Here is a 24,462-nt window from a genome sequence, read left to right on the forward strand (position 1 = left end):
GCAGGCTGGTGGAAGAAGTGGCTGCTACACGGACTCTTCTGTCGCTTTTGTGGTCTTTTCCACATCCCTTTCCGCCCGGCTGACCCGCACGTGGGCACGCAGGAGTTCGGCCACGCTCCAGGCTTGAAAGGGGCAGCCGCCTGGCTTCAGGCTGTCCCCCGCGAAGACCTCGCTGACGTGGCCCAGCCCCGCCTCCCAGACGTGCCCGGACAGGCCGGTCAGGGCGGCCCGCGCCCGGCCCACCTCGCCCCGTTCCAGCAGCAGGTCGACAAAGGAGCCCAGCGGCCAGGGCCAGACCGTGCCCTGGTGGTACGCGGCGTCGCGGAGCAGTTGCGGGCCGCCGTAGTTGCCGCGGTAGCGCGGGTCCCGCGGGCTGAGGGTGTGCAGGCCCAGCGGGGTGAGGAGCTGCGCCTCAACCTGCCGCACCAGGGCCTCCACCTGGGCCGGGGTGCGCGGCGTATCCAGCAGCGCCAGCGCGATGGCCGCGTTGGGCCGCACGCTGGGGTCGGGGGAGCCGTCCCCACCCAGCGCGTCCGCGAAGGCCCCGCTCTCCTCCTGCCAGAAGGCCGCGAAGCTCGCCCGCGCCCGCGTGTACGCCTCCCCGAACTCGGGCGGCTCGCCCAGACGTTCCGAGAGCCGGGTCTCCGCGCCCAGTGCCCCCAGCCACAGCGCCTGCACCTCCACCGGCCTGCCGTGGCGGGGCGTGACCACCCAGCCCTCCACCTTCACGTCCATCCAGGTGAGCTGCACGCCCGGTTCCCCGGCCAGGAGCAGGCCGTCTGCCGGGTCCACCCGAATCCCGTGGTCAGTGCCGCGCACGTGCCAGCCCAGCAACTCGCGCAGCCGGGGCAGCGCCTCCCGTGCGAAGGTAAGGTCCCCGCTCGCCGCCACGTACCGCTCGAGCGCCACCGCGAGCCACAGCGCCCCGTCCACCGTGTTGTATCCAGCCCCCGAGCCGTCGTCATGAAAGTTGTTCGGCGTCAGGCCTCGCCGTAGCGAGCGCAGGAAGGTGCCCAGCAGGCTGCGGGCGTCTTCATACCGCCCCGTCGTGAGCGTCAGGCCCGTCAGCGCGATCATGGAGTCGCGGCCCCAGTCGGCGAACCAGGGGTAGCCCGCGATCACGCTCACCCCCTCCGGCCTCGCCCGCCGCACGAGGTAGGCGTCGGCGGCGAGGGCCAGAGTGGCGGTCAGCTCGTCGTCCAGCCCCGTCGCCCCCACGGCCCGCCGGATCAGGTCGCGGCGCCGGGTGGCCTCCTCCGCGTAAGCTGCCCAGGGATCGTCCATCCTCACGCCCGGCAGCCCCGAGACCACGAGGGCCACCCGTCCACCCCCGGGCGGCAGGGTCACGCGCCACAGCGCCGCCCCCGTCACCCGCTCGTGGTTCGGCTCCCCGCGAGCCTCGTCGTGTCGGTAATAGACCCGCTGGGCGAAGGGCTGAGGGGTGAGGACTTCCACCCCGCCATCCGGGGTGTGCAGGGTCACCCACGTCTCCCGCTCGCCACGTATCCTGACCTGCCTTCCCCCAGCCTCGAAGCGCAACTCCGGCGCCTCCCGGTGGACGGCGTGCATGTCGCGGTCGGCGAAGAAGCCCCCCAGCGTCAGGGTGACCGAATCCCGGGCGTCCACGTCGTATAGGAAGACCACCGTGCCCATGTGCCGGGGGGTGAAGGAGCGCCGCCTGACCCGCACCCCGCGCACCCACTGCTCCCGTTCGGGCAGGAGGTCGTGCAGGGCCGCGCCCGCCAGATGCGTCAGGCCTTCGCCCTCGAACACGCCGGGGGCTATCTCCAGCGCGTGGAGAGGCACACGCTCGTCGCCCACCTCCAGCGCCTCCAGCGGCGAGACGAGATGCTGCCAGCGGCGCACCGGGGGTTCGTGGCTCACCGCCAGGCCTGAGTAGCAGCGGGTGGGCACCCCCGCGAGGCTGGTCAGGGCGAAGCCGCCCAGCCCGTCGGTGAGCAGCACCTCCAGGTCGGGATCACGGGCGGCGAGCGGCCCGAACGCGCGGGAGACTACTAGGCCGGTGTGTGAGGGGAATGTCATGGGACCCAGGATGCCCCAGCGCCGCGATGAAGAAAGCCATCTCCCGGGAGGTGTGCCCCGCGTGGTAAAATAACTTGTCATGCCCCAAGGGGTGTACGAGCCGCCGACCCGCCAGCGTGTGGGCGGCGTGCGGAGGTGATAGACATAGCGAAAGAACACAAGGTCAACGACCAGATTCGCGTCCGCCAGATTCGCCTGATCGGCGCGGAGGGTGAGCAGATCGGCATTATCGACACGCGCGACGCGCTGGCGATGGCACGCGAGAAGAACCTGGACCTCGTGATGGTGAGCCCCCAGGCCGTGCCGCCCGTCTGCCGCCTGCTGGACTATGGCCGGTTCCGCTACGAGCAGCAGCAGAACGAGAAGGAAAACCGCAAGCGGGCCCGCGCTCAGGAAGTCAAGGCGATCAAGTTCCGCGTCAAGATCGACGACCACGACTTCAACACCAAGACCGGGCACGTGCGCCGCTTCCTGGAGGAAGGCCACAAGGTCAAGGTCACCATCATGTTCCGCGGCCGCGAGCGTACCCACCCGGAACTCGGCGAGCGCATCCTGCACCGCGTCGCCGACACGCTGTCCGACATCGGCACGCCCGAGGGAATGCCCAGCATGATGGGCATGGACATGAACATGATTATGGCCCCCAAGGCGGGCGCTGCTCCCCGGCGCGAGGCCGCTCCGCAGGCCGAGGCGCCCCGGCCCGAAGCTGCGGCCAACGCCTGATCGTCCCCTAAAGCCAGACGGCCCGCCCCCCGGTGGGCCGTTCGCCTTGCCCTTTCGAGGACGGTGTGAGCCACTTCACCTCTTCCTTTGCTTTATTTTGTAAACTGTGTGTAGGAGGTCCACCCATGATCAAGATGTACACGACGAGCTGGTGCCCCGACTGTCACGCCGCCAAGCGCGCCCTGAGCAGCAAGGGGATCGCCTTCCAGGAGATCAACATCGAGCAGGACGAGCAGGCCGCCGAGTACGTGATGAGCGTGAATGGTGGCAGGCGCAGCGTCCCCACCCTGGTGAGCGGCGACGTGGCCCAGAGCCTCAGCGGCTTCCGCCCCCAGAAACTCGACGCCTTCCTGGCCCAGGCTGGGCTGTAAAGGTCTTCTTGAAGAGGCGGCCTCCGCGTGGGGCCGCCCTTCTTATGACTTGCGGACCGTCTCGGTGTGAACCTCGTGCGCCGTGCTGTCCTGCGAGACGGCAAAGGCGCGGACCGTCAGCGCGTCGCGGCTGACCTCCAGCCACAGAAAGCCGGGCTGGTCAAGAATCTCGAACGTCGTCGGGCGGGAGCCGCTGCGGCCCGGCTCCACCTTCCCCGCGGCCCCGCTCACCCACTGCCGGGTGCCGGGGCACTCCGGCTGCGGCGCGAAGCCCATCAGGACGTGATCGTGCCCGCTCAGGATCGCGTCCGCCTTTCCGCAGACCACGCTGTACAGGGCGCGCACCCTGTCCCCCCGTTGCCCGGGGAGGGGCAGGCCGTCGTACTGTCCCGCGTCCCCGTGCTTGCCATTGCTGAAGAGGGGATGGTGGCCCAGCACCAGCCGCCAGTGGGTCTGACTGCTCGCTAGGGCACCGGCCAGCCATGCCCGCTGCGCCCGGTCCCGGGGGCCGCCCGGCCTCTCGTTCGCCTGAAGCGGAGGCAGATAGGCGGCCAGGGGAGAGGTGTCCACCGCGAAGAACTCCACCAGATCGCCCACGGCGGCGCGGTAGCTGCGGGCGGGCATCACCCACTGCGGGTTCAGGCGGGCGTAGGCCACCTCCGCCTCCGCTCCCCGCGCGTCCGCCCCGTCCCCGCCCAGGAGCCACGATTCATCGTGGTTGCCGGGTACCATTAGAAAGGGCACGCCCAGCGGGCCGTAGGGCTCGGCAAAGCGTTCCCGGAAGAGGCTGGACGCCGGGTCACGTGGCCCCGCCGGGTAGAAGTTGTCTCCCAGCCCCACGCCCAGGTCGCAGCCCTCGCGCTCGCACACGGCGTGCATAGCCGCCGCCACCCGCCACTGCACCTCCGTCCCGGTGCCTTGGTCGCCCATGACGATGACTCGCACACGGGCTGCATTTGCCGGGAGGGGGAGGGGGGCCACCACATCTGGCAGTGTCGGGAAGGGTCCGGTTGAAATGGGCGCGCAGGCAGCCAGGAGCACGGCGAGGCCAGGGGGCAGGAGGGGACGCACGGGGGGATGCTACCCCCATCGGGGGAAGCGAATCCGCGCCGCATCTCTCTCACAGATTCATTAGGCTGGTCTCACGCGCTCAGGAGCCGAGCTGGGCGGGGGAGGGCCTATGAACGAATACTTGAACGTCATTCGTAACCACTACGCCGACTTTTCGGGGCGAGCCCGCCGCCGGGAATACTGGATGTTCTCGCTGATCAACGCGGTCGTCGTGATCTTGCTGGAGCTTCCCCTGTTGTTCAGTTCCATGGGTGCGGCGGTGGCTGGACAGGAGGACTGGAATCCCGGCGGCTTGGTCATGCTTAGCCTGGTCCTGACAATTCTCTATGCCTTGTTCGTCTTCGTGCCCAGCCTCGCCGCCACCATTCGTCGCCTGCATGACACGGGCCGCAGCGGATGGTGGTATCTGATCAACTTCGTGCCGTTCGTCGGCGGGCTGGTGCTCTTCATCTTTCTGGTGATGGACAGCCAGCCAGGCGCGAACAAGTGGGGGCCGAACCCCAAGGGGATGCAGAGCGCGGGCGCCCCCGCCTGGTAAGACGGAATTCGATGCTCAGACCCGGTCTCGGCTGGGTCTTTTTTCATTCCTGGGCCGTCCGGCGCATCCACCGCCGCTTTCCGCCGGGGAAACGGTGAGCCCTTTCACGGCGTTCCGGCGTATCCCGGCGCCCGCACCACCCACCCCCTGCGCGGGTCCTGAGCCTTTCGGCGGGTTGCCCCACGTCCACCCTGCCCGCTATCCTGGATTCATGAAGCCGCTCGCCCATCACTCCGGTCTGGTGATGTGTGGCGGGCTGCCGAGGCAAATGCCCCTTCCCGGCCAGGTCACGCGAACTCTCAGCGCCTGAGAAGTCCCCACGCGGCTCTCAGGCGTTTTGCTGGATTTGCGGCCAGACCGGGTCAATTTTGCCCTCAAGGAGTTATCCCATGCACGTCACCTTGCCCGACGGTAAACAACTCGACCTGCCCCAGGGCGCCACGGCCCTCGACGCCGCCCGGGCCATCGGCCCCCGCCTCGCCCAGGACGCCCTGGCCGCCACCGCGAACGGCGACCTGGTGGATCTGATGTCGCCGCTCCCCGAGGGCGCGAACATCACGCTCGTCACGAAGAAGAACCCCGCGGACGCCGCCGCCGTCTTTCGACACTCGCTCGGCCACGTGATGAGCCAGGCGGTGGGCGAGTTCTACAAGGCCAAGGGCTACGGCCCGCAGGACATCAAGCGCGGTGTCGGCCCGGCCATCGAGAACGGCTGGTATCAGGACTTCGACCTGCCCGAGCCGCTGCGCGAGGAGGACCTGCCGGAAATCGAGCGGATCATGCGCGAGATCATCGGCCAGGGCCTCGACTTCTCCCGGCGGGAGGTGAGCAAGGAGGAGGCGCTGGCGCAGTTCGCCTACGACCCCTACAAGGAGGAACTCATCCGCGAGCTGCCGGACAATGAGCCCATCACGCTCTACCAGCAAGGCGACTACGTGGACCTCTGCCGGGGGCCGCACTTTCCGAACACGGGCAAGCTGCCGCCCGCCTTCAAGCTGATGAGTACCAGCGGCGCGTACTGGCGTGGGAACGAGAAGAATCCGATTCTCCAGCGCATCTACGGCGTGGCCTTCGCCACCCAGAAGGAACTCGACGAGTACCTGGCGCGCCTGGAGGAGGCCAAGCGGCGCGACCACCGCAGGCTGGGCAAGGAACTCGAACTGTTCACCATCGACCCCCTCGTCGGCAAGGGGCTCCCGCTGTGGCTGCCCAACGGCACGATTCTGCGCGAGGAGTTGACCCGCTTCCTGCGTGAACAGCAGTTCCAGCGCGACTATCAGGGCGTGGTGACGCCGAACATCGGCAACCTGGACCTGTGGCGCACGAGCGGGCACTATCCCTACTACGCGGACAGCCAGTTCGACCCGATCACCGTGGACGACGAGCAGTACATGCTCAAGCCCATGAACTGCCCCTTCCACGTGCGGATCTACGCGAGCAAGCCCAGAAGCTACCGGGACCTGCCCGTGCGCCTGGCGGAGTTCGGTACGGTGTACCGCTATGAACAGTCGGGTGAGCTCAACGGCCTGACCCGCGTACGCGGCTTCACCCAGGACGATGCCCACCTCTTCGTGCGGCCCGACCAGCTCAAGAAGGAATTCCTGGATGTGCTCGACCTGACGGTGCTCGTGCTGAAGACCTTCGGCATGAACGAGGTGCGTTTCCGGGTCGGCGTGCGTGAGCCTGGCTCCGACAAGTACGTGGGCGACGCGGCGCACTGGGAACAGGCCGAGCGCGAGATCATCGAGGCCGCCGACGAGGTGGGCCTGCCGTACACGGTTGAACCTGGTGACGCGGCCTTTTACGGCCCCAAGCTCGACTTCGTGGTGAAGGACGTGCTGGGCCGCGAGTGGCAGCTTGGCACCATCCAGGTGGACTACAACCTGCCCGAACGCTTCGACATCACCTACGTCGGCGAGGACGGCCAGGACCACCGCCCCGTGATGATCCACCGCGCGCCCTTCGGCAGCCTGGAACGCTTCGTCGGCATTCTAATCGAGCACTACGGCGGCGACTTCCCGCTGTGGCTGGCGCCCCGGCAGATCGTGATCATCCCCATCGCTGACCGCCACAACGCCTTCGCCGAGACCCTGGCGAACGAGTTCAAGGCCGCGGGCCTGCGCGCCGAGGTGGACGACTCGACCAACCGCATGAACGCCAAGGTCCGCAACGCCGAGCTGTCCAAAATCCCCGTCATGCTGATCGTCGGCGACCAAGAAGAAGCGCGGCGCGAGGTCAGCGTCCGCGAGCGCACTCCCGAGGGGCACAAGGAGCGCAAGGGTGTGGACTTCGCGGAGCTGTTGAGGGAATTGCAGGAACGCTACCGCACCCGGGCGTAAACGGCGGGGGAGGGGAGAGGGGCCAGTCACGTCGGCTGGCCCTCCTTTCAACTTCCCGTCCCCTCCGCAAGCACAGCTTTCAGCAGGTCGGGCCGGTTGGTGATGATCCCGTCCACTCCCATCCCGATCAGGCGGCGCATCTCGGCGGGGTCGTCAATGGTCCAGACCTGAACGGCCACGCCACGTGCATGCATCGCCCGGACAAAGCTGGGCGTCACAATCTCGATACTCCCCGAGCGCACCGGCACCTGCGCCACCTGGCCGGGAAGGGGGGCCAGCCGGGCGAGCCCCACCTTGCTCAGCAGCACGAGGGGCCGCAACTCCTTCTCCGTCATGCTTGTCACCACTTCCGGACAGGCCTCGCGGAACCCATTCAGGGCCGCGTCACTGAAGCTGGCGACGATGACGCGCCCCGTCATTCTGGCGTCCCGCAACGTCTTGCAAAACGGCGCGGCGATGCTGGGGGACGCCTGCTTGATCTCGATGGTCATCGGCATGGTGGGGAAGGCGGCCAGCACCTCCGAGAGTTGCGCCACCCGCACGCCTCGCCCCCGGAAGGGAAAGGTGACGCCGCCGTCCGGGGTGAACGCATACCCGGCATCCGCCGCCAGCACCTCTGCCAGCGTGAGGTCGGCTATGCGTCCCTTGGTATCCGTCAGCCGATCCAACGTCTCGTCATGCGAAAGCACGAGGACACCGTCGCGGGTAGCGTGCATGTCCATCTCCAGCATGTCCACGCCGAGTTTGGCGGCGCCCCGGTACGCGAGCATGGTGTTGCTAGGTGCCAGCCCCTCGCCCCCCTGGTGCGCGATGTTCAGGGTTCGCTCCTGGATAAATGGATTGGCGGGCTGTGCGGCGGGCGCACATGCCCCCAGCAGCAGCGCCAGACCGGCGGGCAGCATTCTGTTCATGACGCCTCAACTCTACGGCTCCCGGCGGGCTTTTCGCCTGCTTTACAGCCCCGGGGGGGCGTGCTAACATTCCCTCCGCTGGCAGAGGTTGAGCCCCCCAGCCGCCCCAAGGCGAATACAGCGGCGCTGTAGCCAAGTGGTAAGGCAGAGGTCTGCAAAACCTCCACCACCGGTTCGAGTCCGGTCAGCGCCTCCAATACCCCATCTAGGTTCAGAACCGTAGCTCAGGGGTAGAGCACTACCTTGACACGGTAGGGGTCAGGGGTTCAAATCCCCTCGGTTCTACCAAAAAGCCCCCGCTTGACGGGGGCTTTTCTATTGTGTTTTGAAAAGTACGTCCTCCTGTACCTGCCTGTTCATGCGATTTGGCTGAGGAAGATGGGCCTTTGTGGTTGGGGCTGTTGTGGATCAGGCGCTGAGTACAGATGCGTGGCAGACGTCTCGCCGGGAGCATTGGTGCGGGTATCAATCTATGAAGTCAGAAAAGGACCACTGGGACGGTAAGAACCGGTTAAATTGAATCAAATACAGTGCAGGTCATTTCCGCTTTCCTCAAGCAGAGAGCCGGAGTTTATGCTTGCCAAACGACTGCTAGACGCCTAAACCACCCTCTTAGGAAGCTTATTTTTAGCTGGTTCTCATTTTTCTCAACATGAGAGATAGATTGGTCCATATACTGTCGGAAATTCCACATTATGCAGAGGGAGGTGAATGTGAGGTTTACCCCCGTATGACGTGTCTGCGGCTGTTTGAGGTCTTTCTTCCGGAGGTGGTGGAGGTTCGTTGTTCGACAAGCCCTGACTGAACATTATTGACGTAGCGCTGGTTATGTCGCCTGTCTTGGCTGGGATCAGGCGTTGGAGAAAATTTGCGTGGACAGCCCTCGGAGGGGGAGTTCCCGTACGGATCGAGGGCGACAAGACCGAATCCCGTGATTCGGATGCATAGGCAGCCGCTTTCCCACCATTTCATCGGTTCGTCGCATACGAGCACGTGAAGGACGTAATCGCTGCTTCATCGGCGTTTGCGGAGGTTCATCTTCGCGTCACGAGATACTTAGAACCTTTAGGGAGATAGAGCATGAAGGGACTCAGATACGTCGGATTGGCTTTGACCGGTGCCCTCACTCTCGCCGCCTGCGGTGGTACCAACGCACCAGCGCCTGACACCAACAAGCCAGGTCCCGTTGCCGGTGGCGGCGGCGGTGGAGGCGGTGGCGGTGGAGGCGGCGGACAGCCGAACCCACAGCCCGCTACCTGCGCCAGCATCACCGTCAACCTGCAAAACGTCGCACCCGTGCAAGGCGTGGTCATGGCGCCCGTCAGCGTCAAGAACTCTGCGGGCAAGGTCGTCTTCACGGGCACGGCGATTAGCGGGCAGAAGCTCTCGACCCTGTTCGAAGCGGGCAGCTACACCGTCACTGCGCAGGAGATGCAGGGGTACAAGGCCGAATCCAACACCCCGCAGTCTGTGACGCTGGACTGCTCGGCGAAGACCAACGGTCTGGTCACGCTGTCTTACCGCACGCAGCAGGCCCAACAGCAACAGCAGGTGAGGAGTATCGGGTTCACCACCGATCCTGCCGTCACCGACAGCGTGGGCCAGGCCCTGCCCTTCAGCCCCGAAGCGAACATCAACAAGGATGTGCGGTTGTACGCCTCCCAGACGGAGGAGCCCGTCCTGGTGCAGATGGTCGTGCGGGACGCGGCCGGGGCGCCCGTCGCCGGGGCGCGCGTGAATGTCTCGGCCGACAGCGACGACGTGAGCATCATTGCGGGCCATGTGCAGTCCGGCACCTCGGCGTCGCCTCTTGGCATCCGCGCCCAGGCTGTTGCGGCTACCGCCACCGCCTTCTCGGACGCGAACGGCATCGTCCGCTTTACGGTGTACGCCACCAGCGCCCCGTCTCAGGGCACTCCCGTGAAGTTCGTGGTCAGTGCGTCCGATGCGTCCGATGCCCCCACCAGCTCCGCCCTCGCCGAGTTCAAGGTGTTCTTCACCAACATGAGCCACCTGTACTACAGTGGCAACACGAACTTCGGGGACAGCGGCTTGATCGGCAGCGGCCAGCGCCTGAACGGCAATGTGGGCTCGTTCGAGAACAACTGGTTCGATATGAACCAGCGCATCCACACCTTCAACACGGTCGCCTTTACCAAGCAGCCCCAGACTGGGCCCGCCCCTGTCGGCGGCGGCCAGACCTCCGCGTTCCCCGGGTACGTGACGTACAGCATCACGGGCGGTACGGGCAAGCTGTTCCTCACCACGAATTCGGGCGCCATCAGCGGCTCGGGCAGCGTGACGGTCAATGACGGCTCGTCGGTCTACCTGCGGCCCAACCTGGACGTGAGGGCGGAGGATCTGCCCCTGACGGCCAACGTCCACGCCGACTACTACTACCAGGTCCGCTACGGCAACACGGTCTACGACTTCCTGCTGAAGAGCTACAACTTCACGAAGACCTTCAGCGGCGCGATCCTCCAGATTGAGAAGACGGGTCCAAACATTCTGACGTGGACCGGGTTCCAGCGAGTCAGCCCGAACACCCCCACGCACAACCCCTACGCACCCGACGACGTGAACCTGCCCCCGCGCCTCGACCGCGGCACCAGCACCGCGACGACCGAGGACAACTTCACGGTCGGCAAGACCTACACCTACACGATCCGCGTCCGCAACAGCTCGACCACGACGACGGCGCGCGACGTGACGGTGCGCGACGAGCTGCCCGCCGAACTGGGCTACGTGCTCGGCAGCGCCCGCATCGTGAACGCGGGCGGCACCCCCACGGGCGGCACGCTGGATGCCGACTACGACCTCAACACCCACACCATCGACTTCAACACGGTGGGTGACCTCGCCCCCGGCGCCGAGCTGCGGATTGCCATCGACGTCTACCCGCGCCACAAGCCCGGCTACGCCTGGAACGACAACAACCGCGACGGCAACGCTGATCCTGCCACGGACCTCCGCGGTGTGTACGGCATCACGCCTCCTGAGACCGTCGCCAACCTCAACGACGAGTACCAGGACCCGTACGACATCAAGAACCGCGCCAAGGCCACGGCCAGCAACGCTGCCGAAGTCGATGCGTACAAGTACATCAACATCGTGCGTCCGGTCGCCCGCATCACCAAGACGGCGCTCGACAACGAGGTCGTCACGAACCAGCAGGCTCGGTTCCGCATCCGGGTCGACAACTTCGACCGCTCGGGGCTCGGCGAAACCGACGCGCGCATCCGCCAGGCCTACGGCCGCCTCAAGACCCTCTTCCCGAACGAGTACCCGCAGGAAGGCTTCCTGTACAACGCCCGGATCGAGGACACCTACGGCCCGGCCTTCAGCGGCCCGACGGCGCGCGACGAGAACGGCAACCTCATCACGCTGGAGCGCTCCGACCAGACGAACGGCGACCGCCGCGTCGGCCTGAACCTCGGCACGCTGCTCAACGGCACCTCACGCACGATCACGATGTCCCTGCGCGGTGAGGTCGTGGGCAACCGCAACCAGAACTGCGTGCGGCTGTTCGCCTGGAACCTCAACCAGATTTACCGCGGCAACCCGAACGAGTACCTCCAGTTCGAGGGCCCGGCGGGCACGATGACCAACCCGTACACCCTCGACAACGGTCGCAACTTCCTGGAAGACTGCGCCTACGTCGACATCGTGGGCAAGCCCGCCTGGGGCCACGACCTGTGGGACGTTCCGGGCCTCGTCTTCACGGAGCTCCAGCAGGATCAGGGCACCGACGCCTTCCCGGTCGGTTCGCAGTACTCGTACGACATGTACTACCAGAACGAGGGCACGAACAGCGCGACCAACGTGCTGATCGACGCCGGGCTGCCCCGGATGGCGAACCTGATCAACGATTCGAGCATCTACGGGATCTTCTGGAGCAACTACCCGAACGGCGCGGTGCTCCACCAGTTCGATCTGCGCAACCCCGCGACCTGGACCTTCACTGTCGGCGACTCGACCGTGACACTGATCCCGGCCGACGATCACCGCAGCTTCCGGTTCCACATCGACAACCTGGAGCCCGGCGAGCGTTTCGGCACCGTGTTCGGCGTGGTGGCGAGCCAGAAGGGCGACGACTTCTTCACCACCTCCATGGTGTGGGATCAGGGCAACGGCCGCACTGTGGTGGACAACGAGCACACCTACATCACCGACGCCCCCAGCATCCCCTGAGCCCTCACACCTAGAAGAAGCCCCCGCCGAGGTGCGGGGGTTTCTCTTGCCCAGTCAGGATGTTGACCTGAAGAACTAAGGAAAGGGGGCCGGTGAAAGCCCCCTCGTCCCGTTCAAAGTTCAGCGCCGACCGAAGTCCTGCGTCCAGTAGTAGCGGTAACTGCCCCCGGCGTAGTAGCCGACGCCGAGGTCGCGGTACCCGGCGTTCATGATGTTGGCGCAGTGGCCGGGGCTCTGGAGCCAGCCCGCCACGACCTGCTCGGGCGTGGACTGTCCGGCGGCGATGTTCTCGCCTGCGGAGGTGAAGTTCGTGTACCCGGCCGCACGCATCCGGGCAAAGGGGTCCAGCCCATCGGGATTGGTGTGGCTGAAGAAGTTGCGGACCGCCATATCCTTCGAGTGGTTGTAGGCGGCGGTGCGGAGGGCAGCGTTGTAGCTCAGGGGAGCGGCGGCGGGGAAGAACTGACTGCCACAGGTGCGGCCCTGCGCTCGGGCCTGGTTGGTGAGCTCCAGGACCCGCTGCTCGAAGGCGCTGGGGCTGGTCGTGCCCGTCGCCGGAGTGGGCGCTGGGGCGGTCGCCGTCTTCGTGACGTTGACCGGGAAATCCAGGAAGGTGGCTGGGTTGCTCCGCAGCGCCACCCGCACTGTCACCGTTCCTGCCCCCCTGGCGGTGACCAGGCCATACTGGTCCACCGTCGCCACCCCCGCGTTGCTGCTCGTCCAGTTGACGAGGGCGGGCGTGACGGGCTGCCCCCCGTAGTACACGTTGACCTGGTACGTCTGCCCCACGGTAAGGGCGATGGGCGTGACGGCGAGTGGGGTAACCCCCGCCGCCTCGGGGGAGGTGGAGAGACGCTGTTCCGCCGTGGGGGTCGCCGCCGTGGTGTTGGTGGTTCCCGGCGTCTGTCCGCAGGCTGCCAGGAGCAGCGTGGCCGAGCCGAGGAGGATAAGAAGTGACTGTGATTTCACGTAACGTAGACTAAGAATTCAGTCAGATAGAGGGATGAACTGGGCCTGAGTTGTTGCGGCGGGCGCTCATAAAAGTGCCCCCGCCTAGCTAGGGTCAGGCGCTCCCACCTCTGAATAACTGGTGTCTTACAGCGTTTGGTCCTACTGAAGCTCGTGTTCTCCCCCAAACCTCCTGTCTGCTTTAGACGGACACCGGTACGCGCTTGAGCGATTCGTCATGGTCATCGGCGCAGCGCTCCACCCAGCGTATGCTGCCCTTCTCCATTTCCCGGAGCCGCACCTTCAGGAGGTTTGGTATGACACGCGATGATCAGAGGGGTCAGAAGCAGCACGCGGAGGGCGACTTCCCCGCCGACGCCGAGGGGACGGACCTGACCGACAAGGAGATCGTGGACCTTCACGCCCGCGAGGGGCGCGGCGCCCGTCAGGTTCCCGGCGCCGCGCCGTCGGACGAGTACGTTCAGGACCACATCGAGGGTCCGGACGAGCAGGGACCGACCCTGCTTGACCCGACGACGAAGGACTACAAGAAGCCGGGCTGAATCCTCCAGCCTCCGCTTAGAGCAGCAATGGCACAGGCCCGGACATCACGCCCCGGGCCTGCTGCGTGGGAGTTCGCTTTAGCCCTGCGGCACCGTCATCGTGTGCCCGACCCCCAGACCGTGCCGGTAGACGAGCTGCCCGCCCAGGAAAGCGCCCACGCCACCCAGGGCCAGGGCCGTGCCTGACAGCGCTTTGCCCAGCCCGCGCCGCCCCCGCCTGCGCGCCAGCAGGGAAGCCGCGTTGAGCAGGAAGGCGGTTTCGTTCAGGGCACCGTGGATCAGCCCGGTGCGGCGCGCCTGCCCGCGCGAGTTTGACCAGTCGGTCCAGCCCGCCGCAATCGTGGGGATGGCCCCCAGGGTGCCGATCAGGAGGGCCGAATCGGCGGCATGTTCCCTCTCCGGGCTGCCTCTGCCCGGCCAGAAGTCGAGGATGCCCCCGACGATCCAGCCCCCCAGCGGGAGGTGAATCAGGATGGGGTGCAGGGGATGGCCGATGGGCTCGCCGTGCAGCAGGCTGATCAGCCCGTCCGGCAGGGCCTCCTCCGCGTCCTTCAGCCAGCCTTGCAACTGCCCGGACAGAACCTCCAGCGAGGGGTGATCACTCAGCGCGTCCTCGATAAGGTCATTGATCTGTGAATCCATACCCGCTCCTTGCTGTGCTTCCTGTCCACCCTAGGCAGTGCTGCCCCCTCCTCAGTGAGCCCGGCTTGCCCACCCCTTAAGACACCCGATGTGGGGGCGTGCTCCGTCATCCGGCGGAGGCATGGGGTGAGGTGGGGCCGCTACGCTCGGGTCGTGACCTCCGTGGCTGCTCTCGACGCCCTAGACGCCCGCATCCGCGCTGCCCTTGTGGTTGAGCTGGGGGTGCGTCATGCCCTCGCCTACGGCAGCCGGACCCAGGTGGGGCCGGACGGCATGCCCACGTCGGACGGGTGGAGCGACCTGGAATACTGGGCCTTTCTGGAGCCGGGGGCGACGCTGGACGCCCTCGCCTTCCTGCGGCCCCTGATGCCCATCGCCCTGGCGGTGGTCAATCCCTACGGCACGCCGAACGTGGTTACCCCCGACCTGATCCGGGTCGAACTACACATGGTTCCCGAGGATCAACTCGCCCAGGTCTCGACCTGGCCCAACGTCGGAACTTCACCCGACCGGATGCTGATCAAGGACGCGGATGGGCGGTTGCGAGCCCGGTTGGAGGAGGTCGCCGCCCACCCCCCCTTCGCGGCGACCCTGCCCGGCGCCCAGGCTCTCTACGATGGGGTGCTGAACGACCTGGTCTTCGGCTCGGCGGTTCTCGCCCGGGGCGAGGAGCTGCGGGCCTGGGAGCTGCTGACCCCGGTGCGCGGCGGCCTGCTGCGTCTAATCCGCGTGCTGGAGGGTCTGCCGCAACCTCCCGCTCCCACCCGCCGGGCGGAACGCGAGGTGCCGGAGGGATGGCGGGTCGCCCTGCGGGGAACGGTCTCGGGCGGGGCGGCCCTCGCCTACGGGCAGGCGCTCACCCTCTCCCGCCGACTGGGCATGGCCCTGCGCCTGGAGGAGCGGGCCGCGCTTCAGGAGGCGTTGGCGGATCGCCTGCGGGTCCTGTCCGGGCTGGACTCCCCGGCGCGGGATTCGGGTGGCGGGTGTTAAGGAGCGAGCGGGAGCAGAGGAGGGCATCTCTGAGGACGGGCCCACCCTCGCCCCTGGCGGGAGAGGGTCAGCGCTGGGGACAGGGGACACGCAGGCGGGATGACTGATCTTCACCCGCAGGCTCTGAGCCGGGCTCAGCCCTGATTGGAGCAGGCCCGGGCGGGGGTATTCCCGCATCCTTGGAAGCCCCCCGCCGTAAAAGGCTTCACAGCGGGCGCTAAAGGGGCGGGCGTATGATCTGACTCGTGGTCAGTGATCCCCCCCGTCCCGCCCGTGCCCGCAGCCCCGAGGAAAAGGGCCAGCGGCGCGACGACATCCTCCGCGCCGCGGAACGGCTCTGGGCCCATACCCCCTACGCCGACCTGAGCATGAACCAGGTGGCGCGCGAGACCAAACTCGCCAAGGGCACCCTCTACCTGTATTTCGACACCAAGGAGGAGCTGTACCTGGCCCTGCTCACCGAACACCTGGGGCGCTGGCTGGACGAGGTGACGGCCCTGCTCGACGACCGTCAGCCGAAGACGCCGGGCGAGGTCGCCGACGTCCTCGTCGCCTCCAGCCGCGGGCACGAGGCGTTGCGCCGACTTCTGATTCTGCTGGGCACCGTGCTCGAACACAACGTCGGCTTGGAACTGACGCTGAGCTTCAAGCGGGAGGTCCGCACCCTGCTTCAACCGGTGCTCGACCGGGTGCCCCTGCCGCAGGGCATCATGCTGCGGCTCCTGATGCACCTGTACGCCCTGTCGGTGGGCTGGCAGCACGTCACCGAGGAGTTGCCCTCTACCGGTCACCTGCGCCGTCAGCCCGAACTCGCCTTCATGTTTCCCTCCTTCGAGAAGGAACTGTCGTTCAGCCTGCACGCGGTCGTGGACCGACTGGTCGCGGAAACCGTCAAAGTCTAGGTCCGGCAAAAAGGAGGAGGCCCCGGGTACGCCCCCGGGGCCTCCTCTTTGGGGTGGAACGCGGTCTATTCCTTCACGCCACCTGCCACGGCCCCGCCCACGAAGTAGCGCTGGAAGCCGTAGAACAGCGCCACGATGGGGATTGCGCCCAGCGTCGCGGCGGCGGCGAAGACGCCCCACTTCGTCGAGAACTGGCCGCTGGTGAAGCTCAGCAGCATGATGCCCACTGTCCACTTCTCCACGCCGGTCAGCAGCACGTTCGCCAGGATGAACTCGGCGTAGGTGCCGATGAACTGGTTCAGGAAGATGAACACCAGGATGCCGCCCGACAGCGGCAGCACCACCCGCTGGAACGCCTGCCAGCGGGTCGCGCCGTCCACCATCGCGGCCTCCTCCAGCGACTCGGGCAGACTCTCGACGTACCCCTTGAAGATCCAGGTGTTGAACGCGATGGCCCCGCCCGAGTACGCCAGGATCAGGCCGGTGAAGGTGTTGCTCAGGCCCAGCAGCACCATCAGCGTGTACACGGCGACGAGCGCGAGAAAGACCGGGAACATCTGGATGAAGATGAAAAACAGCAGGGTCTGGAAGCGCCCGGGGAAGCGCAGCCGCGCCATCGCGTACCCGGCGGTTGTGGAGAGCAGGATCGCCAGGGCGCCTGTCAGGCCGGAGACGAACAGCGTGTTGCGGACCGACAGCAGGAATTTGCTCTCGTTCGTGCCGCCCGTGAACTGCGCCGGGGTCATGAAGATGATCAGGATCGCCAGCGCGGCCAGCAGGATGCGGGTGATCCAGGTGCGGGTGCGGTCCAGCCCCGCGCTCTCGCGCCCGAAGCGTTGCAGCAGCAGCAGGATCAGCATCGCCGCCAGGCCCGCCCCCACGATGCCCGCGAGCAGTACCTGCCAGCCGGGCATGGAGAAGCCCTCGAACAGTTGGCGGAAGTTGTCGTAGCTCAGGCCGCTGAGCTGGGGCAGCAGCCCCGTCTTGTAAAAGATGTTGGGATTCCCGAAGTCGGGGAACGCGAACAGGCTGTTGTTGGGGTCGAAGGCCGCCAGCAGCACGTAGAAGAGCGGATAGATGGCGATGAGCACCACCAGAATCAGGAACAGGTGCGTGAGCTGGTCGCCCAGCACGGCCAGGTAGCTGATGCGCCGTCCGGTGCGGACCTGACCGATCCGCTGCCCCACCAGGCTGGTGAGGGCCAGCAGGCCGCTCGCCGCAAGCAGGAACAGCAAGAAGCGCTTCCAGCCCCCCTCCACGAAGTAGATCGTGAAGCTCTTCTGGCTGTTCGCCAGGCTGCGAACCAGGAAGTAACCCAGGACAACCAGGCCGACCACCAGGGCTGCCAGGACCAGCCAGGGGAGCGCCCGGCGCAGCGGCCCGGGTTCCCGGTGGACGTACCCCCCCGGCGGCAGGGGTTGCGAGCGCGGAACGCCGCGCGGCGTCTGTGGATTCTGGGGAGCGACGGTCATCTGCGGGCCTCCTCGAACACGCCTGCGGCCTTGAAGTTCACCAGGCTAATGGCGAGCGTCAGGAAGAAGATGATCAGCGCGATGGCGCTGGCGAGCGCGAAGTTCTGCCCACCGCTGCTGGCGAAGGCCGTGTTGTACCCCCACGACAGCAGGATGTCGGTGCTCTGTGCGGTCGCCTCGCGGCCCTCCTGGGTGGGGCCGCCCTTGGTGAGCAGGTAGATGATGCCGAAGTTGTTGAAGTTGAAGGCGAAGCCCGAGAGCAGGATCGGCGTGAAGGAGGTCCGCAGCAGTGGCAGGGTGATGTTCTGAATCTGCTGCCAGCGGCTGGCCCCGTCGATGCTGGCGGCCTCGTACAGGTCCTCGTTGATGGTCGAGAGCGCGCTGATGGTGGCCGTCATCATGTAGGGAAAGCCCAGCCACAGGTTCACGAGCAGGATGCTGATCTTGGCCCAGAGGGGGTCACCCAGCCACGGAATGGCCGTGATGCCCAGCAGCCCCAGCGTCTTGTTCACGATGCCGAACTGCTGGTTGAAGAGCGCCACCCACATCTGCACGCTGATGACGGCGGGAATCGCCCAGGGCAGGAACAGCAGGGTGCGGTAGATGTTGCGGCCCTTGAGGCGCTTGTTGTACAGCAGGATGCCCAGGATCAGCCCCGCGACAGCGTTGATCACCACAGTCGAGAAGGCGAAGATCACGGTCCAAAGAAAGACCGGCCACAGCGCCCGGCTCGCCTTGGCGAAGATCTCGCGGAAGTTCGCCAGGCCCACGTACTCGTAGCGGTTGAGCCGGGTGGCGTTCGCCACGGCGAGCCCGGCGGGAGCGGGGGCGGCCAGCGTCACCTGATTGCCGCTCACGCTGGCGATCCTCGCCCGCACGGGGACGGCGGCCTCCTCGTCGAACAGGACGAGGGTGTCCCCGGCGCAGGTGGCCGTGCGGCACTTCAGGTACTCCTGAACGGTGTTCGCCTGTGGGATCTCGGCCAGGGTGACGACCCGGCGGTCGGGGCTGAGGGTGGCTGCCGTCCGCACCGCCGAATCCGGGCTGCCGCTGTTCACCGCGCTGTAGTTGGTGAAGGCGTAGTTCACCGTCAGCACGACGGGCAGCACCGTGAAGGCCGCCAGAAATACGATGGCGGGAAAGAGGTAGTACCAGTTCGTGATCCAGGGAACCAGCCGGGCGGTGAGCGGCATCAGCACCAGCAGGGCGCCCAGCGTGTAGACCAGGATCAGGTAGGGCGGCGCCGACGGCAGGAGGCGGGCGGTCACGCCGCTCAGGAGCCAGCCGATCAGCACCGAGACCCCCATCAGCAGCAGGAGGACCAGCACCGCCAGCATGACCCCACCCGCCCCCTCCGGTGGACTGGCCGAGCGCGGAGCAGAAAGACGCGGGGAGGCGGTCACAGTCATGGGTGGGGCTCCTTTCGGGCTGGGTTGTCCGCTGGCAATTACATCATGCTACGCCGTTCTGTCAACGGGAACCCTTGAGTGTTTGAACAGGTGGGGACCGGTGCGGTGCGGGAGTGCCGGGTGACCCGGGCCAGACGGGAGCGGAAGGAAAGGGGAGACGGACGGGAACGCCGCCCCGTCCGTCTCCACCGTTCAGGCCACGCCCCGCACGGCTTTTACTTGATGTTGCTGTTGATTTCCTGCACGGCCTTGTCGAGGATCTGCGTGTAGTTCTGGTTGGGCTTCTGTACGCTCTGGGCGATGGCGTTGCTCCAGGGGCCCCACACGGCGCCCATCTGGGGCACGTTGGGCATGGGGGTGCCCACGCTGATCGTCCGGCCGAAGCCCGCGACCACCGGGTCCGCCTTGAGCTTGGTGCGCGCCGAGAGGCTGACCGGGATGCGCCCGCCCGCCTTGTTAAAGGCGACCTGCGCGTCCGAGGAGGTGATCTGCTTGGCGAAGGCCGCCGCCGCCGCCTTGTTCTTGCTGTAGGCGTTGATCAGGGTGCCCTGCACGCCGACGAAGGGGCTCCACTTGCTGGTCGCGCCGGGAGGCGTGGGGAAGGGGACGATGCCCACGTCGAGGCCCGCCTTCTTGATGTCGGACATGTCCCAGGGACCCGTCAGGAACATCGCGAGGCGCCCTTGCAGGAAGGCGCTGCGCGCCGCGTCACCGCTCACGCCCTCGGGCACGAGGTTGTACTTGTAGCGCAGGTCGTTCAGGAACGCACTCGCCTTGTCCGCGCCGGTGTTCGCCAGGCCGATGTCCTTCGTGTTCAGGGTACCGCCGTTGTTCTTGAACACGTACCCGCCGTAGGCGTTGATGAACCCGTAGCCCATGTAGGCGTTACTCAGGTCGTACAGGAAGCCGAACTTGCCGTTGCCGGTGTTCGCCTGCGCGGTCTTCAGGAACTCGGCCCAGGTGGTGGGCGCCTTGGACACCAGCTTCTTGTTGTACACCAGCGCCACGGACTCGGCGAACATGGGGAGGCCCAGCAACTTGCCCTGGTAGGTAAAGGCGCTCACGGCCGTCCGGTCGAAGTCGGTGGTGGTGGTGACGTACTTGTTCAGCGGCTCGACCACGCCCGCGGCGGCCATCTGGCCCAGGCGATCCTGGGGCAGCGTGACGATCACGTCGGGACCCTGACCCTTGGGGGCGCTCTGGATGAACTTGTCGGGAATCTGGTCGAAGGGCACGCTGACGACCGTGACCTTGTTCCCGGTCTTCTGCTCGTAGGCCTGCGCCTGGCTCTTGAGCCACGCGAGTTCGCCCGTGCCGAAGTGGGTCCAGACCGTCAGGTTGGCGGCGCTGGCGCTTCCCAGCAGGGCGAGGGACAGAACGGTGAGAGCTTTTTTCATGCTTACTCCTTGGGGCGCGGCTGTTGAACCGCTTCCAGAGATTCGATACCCATCGGGCAGGACGAGCCGCACCGCCTCAGCGGGGTCGTCAGGCAGGGCTTCCACGGTGGGGAGGGACCCGGCAGACGGCATCTTCTCGTTGGCTCGCCTGCAAGTATAGGAGGCCGCAAAAACCTTGACAATCCCCTGCTACAAAGCTCTTTTTCATCCCCGGATCAGGTGACCCCTATCCGGCGGCCCCAGTTGCCGTGGCAGCGGCAATGGCCTCGTGTCCCTCCCCACCTACATCCGTCCCTGACCGATCGGTCGGGCGGGGGGTAGACTGGGGGCATGAGCGCCGCAACCCCTCCCCGCCGCGGGAGTCCCAAACTGATCCTGTTCCTGACCATTTTCGTCGCCATGCTGGGACTGAGCGTGCTGTTCCCGATCATCGCGCCGCTGGGGCGGCAACTGGGCCTCAGCGAGACGCAGATCGGCTGGTTCTCCACCGCCTACAGCCTCGCGCAATTCGTGTTCGCCCCGATCTGGGGCAGCCGCAGCGAGCGCACCGGCCGCAAGCCCATCCTGATTCTCGGCCTGGTCGGCTTCTCCCTGAGCTTCGGGCTGTTCGGGGTGCTCGCCGCCCTGGGGGTCAAGGGCGTGCTGGGCGGGACCGCGCTGTTCGTGCTGCTCGTCGCCGCCCGGCTGATCGGCGGGATGCTCTCCAGCGCCACCCTGCCCACGGCCCAGGCGATGATGGCCGACCTGACCGCCGAGAAGGACCGCGCTGCCGCAATGGGCTTGATTGGCGCGGCCTTCGGCTTGGGCGTGGTGTTCGGCCCGGCTCTGGGGGCCCTGCTCTCGGGCTTCGGGCTGACGGTACCCGTGTTCTTCAGCGCGGGGCTGGGCCTGCTGACCGCGCTTGCGGCTTTCCTCACCCTGCCCGAGACGCGCCGGGCGGGCGCCGGAGCGGTCCCCCGGGGCGAACGCCGCGCCCTGCTGCGGCAGCCCACCATCCTGCTCTTCCTGGCGGTCAGCGCCCTGTACACGCTCGCCTCGGTCGGGATGGAGCAGACCATCGCGTTCTACGTGCAGGATACCCTGCGCCTGGGGGCCGCCGAGACGGCCAAGGCGGTCGGTGGAATGCTCGCCGTGTTCGGCTTCCTCGCTGCTGCGGTGCAGGGAGGGGCAATGCGGCCCCTGAGCAAGAAGGTGGCGCCCGGCCCGCTGATTAGCCTGGGCCTGCTCGTGATGGGCGCGGGGATGTTCCTGCTGCCCCAGACACACACCTTCTGGGCGATCACCGCCGCGCTCGCCGTGATCGGCGTGGGGAGCGCCATTCTCGGCCCCAGCCTGAGCGCCGCGCTCTCGCTGAGCGCGGGGGCGGGTGGGCAGGGGGCCGTTGCGGGCCTGAATAGCAGCGCCCTCGCGCTGGGGCGCATGACCGGCCCGCTGCTGGGCACCGGCCTGTACCAGACCGCCGGGCACGCGGCCCCCTACCTGCTCAGCGGGGGCGTCCTGAGCGCGCTCCTGGTGTGGACCCTGATCGCGCGGCCCCAGGTGCGGCCCGCGGGGAGGGACGGGGGAGCGGTCAGGAGCTGACGGAACCTTTTTCCATCGGCCCGGGTCCTGCCGTTTTCCCCAGACGGCGAGCCCGGGCCGCTTCTGTCCCCGCCTCCGGCCTTATCCTGCCCCGGTGACTGCCCCCCGCCCCACCGCCAACCCGGCCCGCGTGCTGGCCGCACGTGTCCTGACGCGCGTGCTGGCCGGTGAAACCTTTGCCGCCCCCGCACTCGACGCGGCGCTGACGGAGGCGCGTCTCGCCGCCCGGGACGCGGGCCTAGCGACCCACCTCGTGTACGGCACCCTGCGCCACGCCCTCCGGTTGGAGGCGGCCCTCACGCCCCTGCTGCGCGGCGAGACGCATCCCAAGGCGCGCGCGCTGCTGCTCGCCGGGACCTTCGAGAAATTGGTTCTGGGTACTCCGCCCCACGCGGTGGTCAGCGAGTACGTGAACCTGGCACGTCTGGCTCGGCTGGCCCCGCCCGGCCTGGTGAACGCGGTCCTGCGCCGGGTGGAGCCGCCCGCCGAGACGGACGAGACCCGCTCCGCCCTTCCCGGCTGGCTGATCGAGGTGTTCCGCACGGCCTACGGCGAGCGGGCGGACGCCGTGCTGGCCGACCAGCTCCAGCCGCAACCCCTCTGGCTGAGCCTGTCGGACGCCGGGATCAGGAGCCTGGAGGCTGAGGGCAGCGCCGTCGAGCCCGGTCCGAACGGGGTGGACCGGGTAGCCCTCGCCCGCCCCTTGCGTGACTCCGCCGCATACCGCCAGGGGCAGGCCCAGCCCATCAACCCCGCCAGCCTCGCCGCCGTGGACGCGCTGGGCGACGTGGAGGAGGCGCGGGTCCTGGACCTCGCCGGGGGGGCGGGCGTGAAGGCTGCCATGCTGGCGGCACGGGGAGCGCGAGTGACAAGTGTGGATGTCGTCGCCCGCAAACACGACGCGGCGCGAGCGAACCTGAGAAGGCTGGGATTGCACGCCGATTTCCTGACCCATGACCTGACCACGCCGCTGCACCTGCCTCCCGCACCGTTTGTCCTGCTGGACGCGCCCTGCACCGGCACGGGCACCCTGCGCGCCCACCCCGAGATCAAGTTGAGGTTGACAAAGGAGACGGTGGGAGAAATGGCGGCCCTCCAGGCCCGGATGCTGCCGAATGCCGCCGCACTCGTCGAGCCCGGCGGTCTGCTCGTCTACAGCGTGTGCAGTGTTACTCCGCAGGAGGGGCCGGAGACTGTGCGGGATTTCCTGACCGCACACCCGGAGTTCACCCCTGAACCGCTCCCCGACTTGGACCTGCCCACCGTACCCGCCGGAGAGGGCGTGCTGACGGTGCCGGAAGGTGGCCTGGACGGCTTTTTCATCGTGCGCCTCAGGAGGGAGCGGGGGGAGTAGGCTGGGGCATGACGTCCGTCCCGCTCCGCTCGCTGCTTCCCCTGGCCGCTCTGCTCGTTCTCAGTGCGGCGCGGGCGCAGACACCCGCCAATTGCCCCCTCGCCAACGCGGTGGACGCGACCAGCTACGACCGCCTGACCATCGATCTGTGGAGTGAGGCCGACCAGGATAACGCGAGCTACAACTGGGCCGAGTGTCGAGCGGCGAAGTTGAGCGCGAGCCTGGCCGGGATGCCACAGCTGCGGGCGCGGATCGCCACGTTGCGGGGGCAGTTTCGCGAGTTGCGGGACCTGGAGAGTGAGCTGGCGGGCATCCGGGCGGGGGGCGGCACGATGTACAGCCACGCCGTTCCCCGTAGCTTCGCGCCCCTGGAAGATCAGCTTGCCAGTCTGGCCGCGCTCGCCAGCGGCCGCCTGGGCGCTCAGACGGGGCAGCAGTACGCCCGCACCGTCCAAGAGGCCCGGCAGAACAATGCCGAGTACATCAAAACCTTGCGGGCCTACAAGCCGGGGGCGGACGAGACGTACGGCCTGTACGATCCCAAGGAATGGGCCCGGATGGTGAACCGGTACGAGACGCTGAGCAAGGCGGTCATGCTCACGCTGGGGTCGCGGGGGGATGCGGCGACGGCGTTGGGGTACAGCATCTTGGTCGATCAGGTGTTCCCGGCGAAGGGGGAGTGAACGCGAGTGTTTATGGGGCAGGGGGTCTTGCTGCGGTTGGCCCCCACCCCCTCAGCCCCCTTCCTCCCAGACTCGCAAAGCTACGAAGCCGAGGGGGCAGGGGGGAGCGGCGCTGCGCTAGGCGAGGTCCCTACCCGTCGCGCCCGTGGCCGCTCTTTTTAACGCGCAAGGTTTGATCTTGCTGTTCTCTCAGTCACCCGCCCACCGTCTCGCTGCGCGAGCAAGGCGGCGTGAAGGCCGTGCGAGTGCGAGCTGAGGGGTAGAAATGGGCCGTTCACCAAGGACGGTTTTAATGAGCTAAAGCTTTGGCGCTCTTCCTCCTCCCCCTTGTGGG

At 67.1% G+C, this 24,462-nt stretch carries 19 protein-coding genes and 2 tRNA genes; 13 read left to right on the plus strand and 8 right to left on the minus strand.

What is annotated here, in order from left to right; genetic code table 11:
* Window positions 1-24 precede the first annotated feature (24 nt).
* Window positions 25-2,043 (minus strand): amylo-alpha-1,6-glucosidase, encoded by a 2,019-nt coding sequence (locus F784_RS0112285; protein WP_019587033.1) that lies wholly within the window; start codon window positions 2,041-2,043, stop codon window positions 25-27.
* A gap of 135 nt (window positions 2,044-2,178) precedes the next feature.
* On the opposite strand from F784_RS0112285, the gene infC reads away from it, so the two are divergent.
* Together infC and F784_RS0112295 are read left to right on the plus strand one after the other, a co-directional pair.
* Complete coding sequence (gene infC / locus F784_RS0112290; protein WP_019587034.1) at window positions 2,179-2,766, plus strand: translation initiation factor IF-3; 588 nt, start codon at window positions 2,179-2,181, stop codon at window positions 2,764-2,766.
* Between the two features lie 125 nt (window positions 2,767-2,891).
* Window positions 2,892-3,137, plus strand: coding sequence for a glutaredoxin domain-containing protein (locus F784_RS0112295; RefSeq protein WP_019587035.1), 246 nt, complete (start codon window positions 2,892-2,894; stop codon window positions 3,135-3,137).
* Window positions 3,138-3,179: 42 nt separating this feature from the next.
* On the opposite strand, the gene F784_RS0112300 is transcribed toward F784_RS0112295, so the two are convergent.
* Window positions 3,180-4,121: a metallophosphoesterase gene (locus tag F784_RS0112300; RefSeq protein WP_245557853.1), complete on the minus strand. Its 942-nt coding sequence runs from the start codon at window positions 4,119-4,121 to the stop codon at window positions 3,180-3,182.
* Window positions 4,122-4,317: 196 nt separating this feature from the next.
* Here F784_RS0112300 and F784_RS0112305 point away from each other — a divergent pair, with 196 nt between their 5' ends.
* Entirely contained in the window at window positions 4,318-4,746 is a 429-nt protein-coding gene (locus F784_RS0112305; RefSeq protein ID WP_019587037.1) for a DUF805 domain-containing protein, read from the plus strand.
* A 389-nt stretch (window positions 4,747-5,135) separates the two neighbouring features.
* A complete protein-coding gene (gene thrS, locus F784_RS0112310; protein WP_019587038.1) occupies window positions 5,136-7,085 on the plus strand; it encodes a threonine--tRNA ligase in 1,950 nt (649 codons plus the stop codon).
* A 47-nt stretch (window positions 7,086-7,132) separates the two neighbouring features.
* Here the strand turns inward: thrS and F784_RS0112315 are convergent, their stop codons facing one another.
* On the minus strand, window positions 7,133-7,996 hold the full coding sequence (locus F784_RS0112315; protein ID WP_019587039.1) for a glycerophosphodiester phosphodiesterase family protein: 864 nt from the start codon (window positions 7,994-7,996) through the stop codon (window positions 7,133-7,135).
* Between the two features lie 122 nt (window positions 7,997-8,118).
* Between F784_RS0112315 and F784_RS0112320 the strand changes: the two genes are divergently transcribed.
* The 3 genes from F784_RS0112320 to F784_RS0112330 all read left to right on the plus strand — a co-directional run bounded on the left by F784_RS0112320 (window position 8,119) and on the right by F784_RS0112330 (window position 12,187).
* Window positions 8,119-8,192: transfer RNA gene (locus F784_RS0112320), tRNA-Cys, on the plus strand.
* Between the two features lie 17 nt (window positions 8,193-8,209).
* A tRNA-Val gene (locus tag F784_RS0112325) sits at window positions 8,210-8,284 on the plus strand.
* Window positions 8,285-9,307: 1,023 nt separating this feature from the next.
* Window positions 9,308-12,187: a DUF11 domain-containing protein gene (locus tag F784_RS0112330; RefSeq protein WP_019587040.1), complete on the plus strand. Its 2,880-nt coding sequence runs from the start codon at window positions 9,308-9,310 to the stop codon at window positions 12,185-12,187.
* A 120-nt stretch (window positions 12,188-12,307) separates the two neighbouring features.
* Here F784_RS0112330 and F784_RS25350 read toward each other — a convergent pair whose 3' ends face one another.
* Complete coding sequence (locus F784_RS25350; RefSeq protein WP_019587041.1) at window positions 12,308-13,156, minus strand: CAP domain-containing protein; 849 nt, start codon at window positions 13,154-13,156, stop codon at window positions 12,308-12,310.
* A gap of 296 nt (window positions 13,157-13,452) precedes the next feature.
* On the opposite strand from F784_RS25350, the gene F784_RS0112345 reads away from it, so the two are divergent.
* On the plus strand, window positions 13,453-13,698 hold the full coding sequence (locus tag F784_RS0112345; protein ID WP_019587042.1) for a hypothetical protein: 246 nt from the start codon (window positions 13,453-13,455) through the stop codon (window positions 13,696-13,698).
* Window positions 13,699-13,776: 78 nt separating this feature from the next.
* Here the strand turns inward: F784_RS0112345 and F784_RS0112350 are convergent, their stop codons facing one another.
* Window positions 13,777-14,340, minus strand: a complete 564-nt coding sequence (locus F784_RS0112350; protein ID WP_019587043.1) for a DUF2231 domain-containing protein — start codon at window positions 14,338-14,340, stop codon at window positions 13,777-13,779.
* 153 nt (window positions 14,341-14,493) lie between these two features.
* Here F784_RS0112350 and F784_RS0112355 point away from each other — a divergent pair, with 153 nt between their 5' ends.
* Together F784_RS0112355 and F784_RS0112360 are read left to right on the plus strand one after the other, a co-directional pair.
* Entirely contained in the window at window positions 14,494-15,330 is an 837-nt protein-coding gene (locus tag F784_RS0112355) for a hypothetical protein (RefSeq protein ID WP_019587044.1), read from the plus strand.
* A gap of 245 nt (window positions 15,331-15,575) precedes the next feature.
* Window positions 15,576-16,232: a TetR/AcrR family transcriptional regulator gene (locus F784_RS0112360; RefSeq protein WP_019587045.1), complete on the plus strand. Its 657-nt coding sequence runs from the start codon at window positions 15,576-15,578 to the stop codon at window positions 16,230-16,232.
* Between the two features lie 65 nt (window positions 16,233-16,297).
* Here the strand turns inward: F784_RS0112360 and F784_RS0112365 are convergent, their stop codons facing one another.
* From F784_RS0112365 to F784_RS0112375, 3 genes are all read right to left on the minus strand, one after another.
* On the minus strand, window positions 16,298-17,704 hold the full coding sequence (locus F784_RS0112365) for a sugar ABC transporter permease (protein WP_019587046.1): 1,407 nt from the start codon (window positions 17,702-17,704) through the stop codon (window positions 16,298-16,300).
* The gene (locus F784_RS0112370) at window positions 17,701-19,041 is read right to left on the minus strand and encodes an ABC transporter permease subunit (protein ID WP_019587047.1); all 1,341 of its coding nucleotides are present in this window, start codon (window positions 19,039-19,041) and stop codon (window positions 17,701-17,703) included. Before F784_RS0112370 ends, F784_RS0112365 begins: the two co-directional genes overlap by 4 nt.
* Before the next feature lie 287 nt (window positions 19,042-19,328).
* Window positions 19,329-20,510 (minus strand): sugar ABC transporter substrate-binding protein, encoded by a 1,182-nt coding sequence (locus tag F784_RS0112375; RefSeq protein WP_019587048.1) that lies wholly within the window; start codon window positions 20,508-20,510, stop codon window positions 19,329-19,331.
* A 330-nt stretch (window positions 20,511-20,840) separates the two neighbouring features.
* Here F784_RS0112375 and F784_RS23090 point away from each other — a divergent pair, with 330 nt between their 5' ends.
* The 3 genes from F784_RS23090 (at window position 20,841) to F784_RS0112390 (ending at window position 24,128) form a co-directional block, all read left to right on the plus strand.
* Window positions 20,841-22,091: an MFS transporter gene (locus F784_RS23090; RefSeq protein ID WP_019587049.1), complete on the plus strand. Its 1,251-nt coding sequence runs from the start codon at window positions 20,841-20,843 to the stop codon at window positions 22,089-22,091.
* A 94-nt stretch (window positions 22,092-22,185) separates the two neighbouring features.
* Window positions 22,186-23,445 (plus strand): RsmB/NOP family class I SAM-dependent RNA methyltransferase, encoded by a 1,260-nt coding sequence (locus F784_RS0112385; protein ID WP_019587050.1) that lies wholly within the window; start codon window positions 22,186-22,188, stop codon window positions 23,443-23,445.
* A gap of 8 nt (window positions 23,446-23,453) precedes the next feature.
* Window positions 23,454-24,128: a hypothetical protein gene (locus F784_RS0112390; RefSeq protein WP_019587051.1), complete on the plus strand. Its 675-nt coding sequence runs from the start codon at window positions 23,454-23,456 to the stop codon at window positions 24,126-24,128.
* The last annotated feature ends 334 nt before the right edge of the window (window positions 24,129-24,462 follow it).

Source organism: Deinococcus apachensis DSM 19763 (assembly GCF_000381345.1).
Lineage (GTDB): Bacteria > Deinococcota > Deinococci > Deinococcales > Deinococcaceae > Deinococcus > Deinococcus apachensis.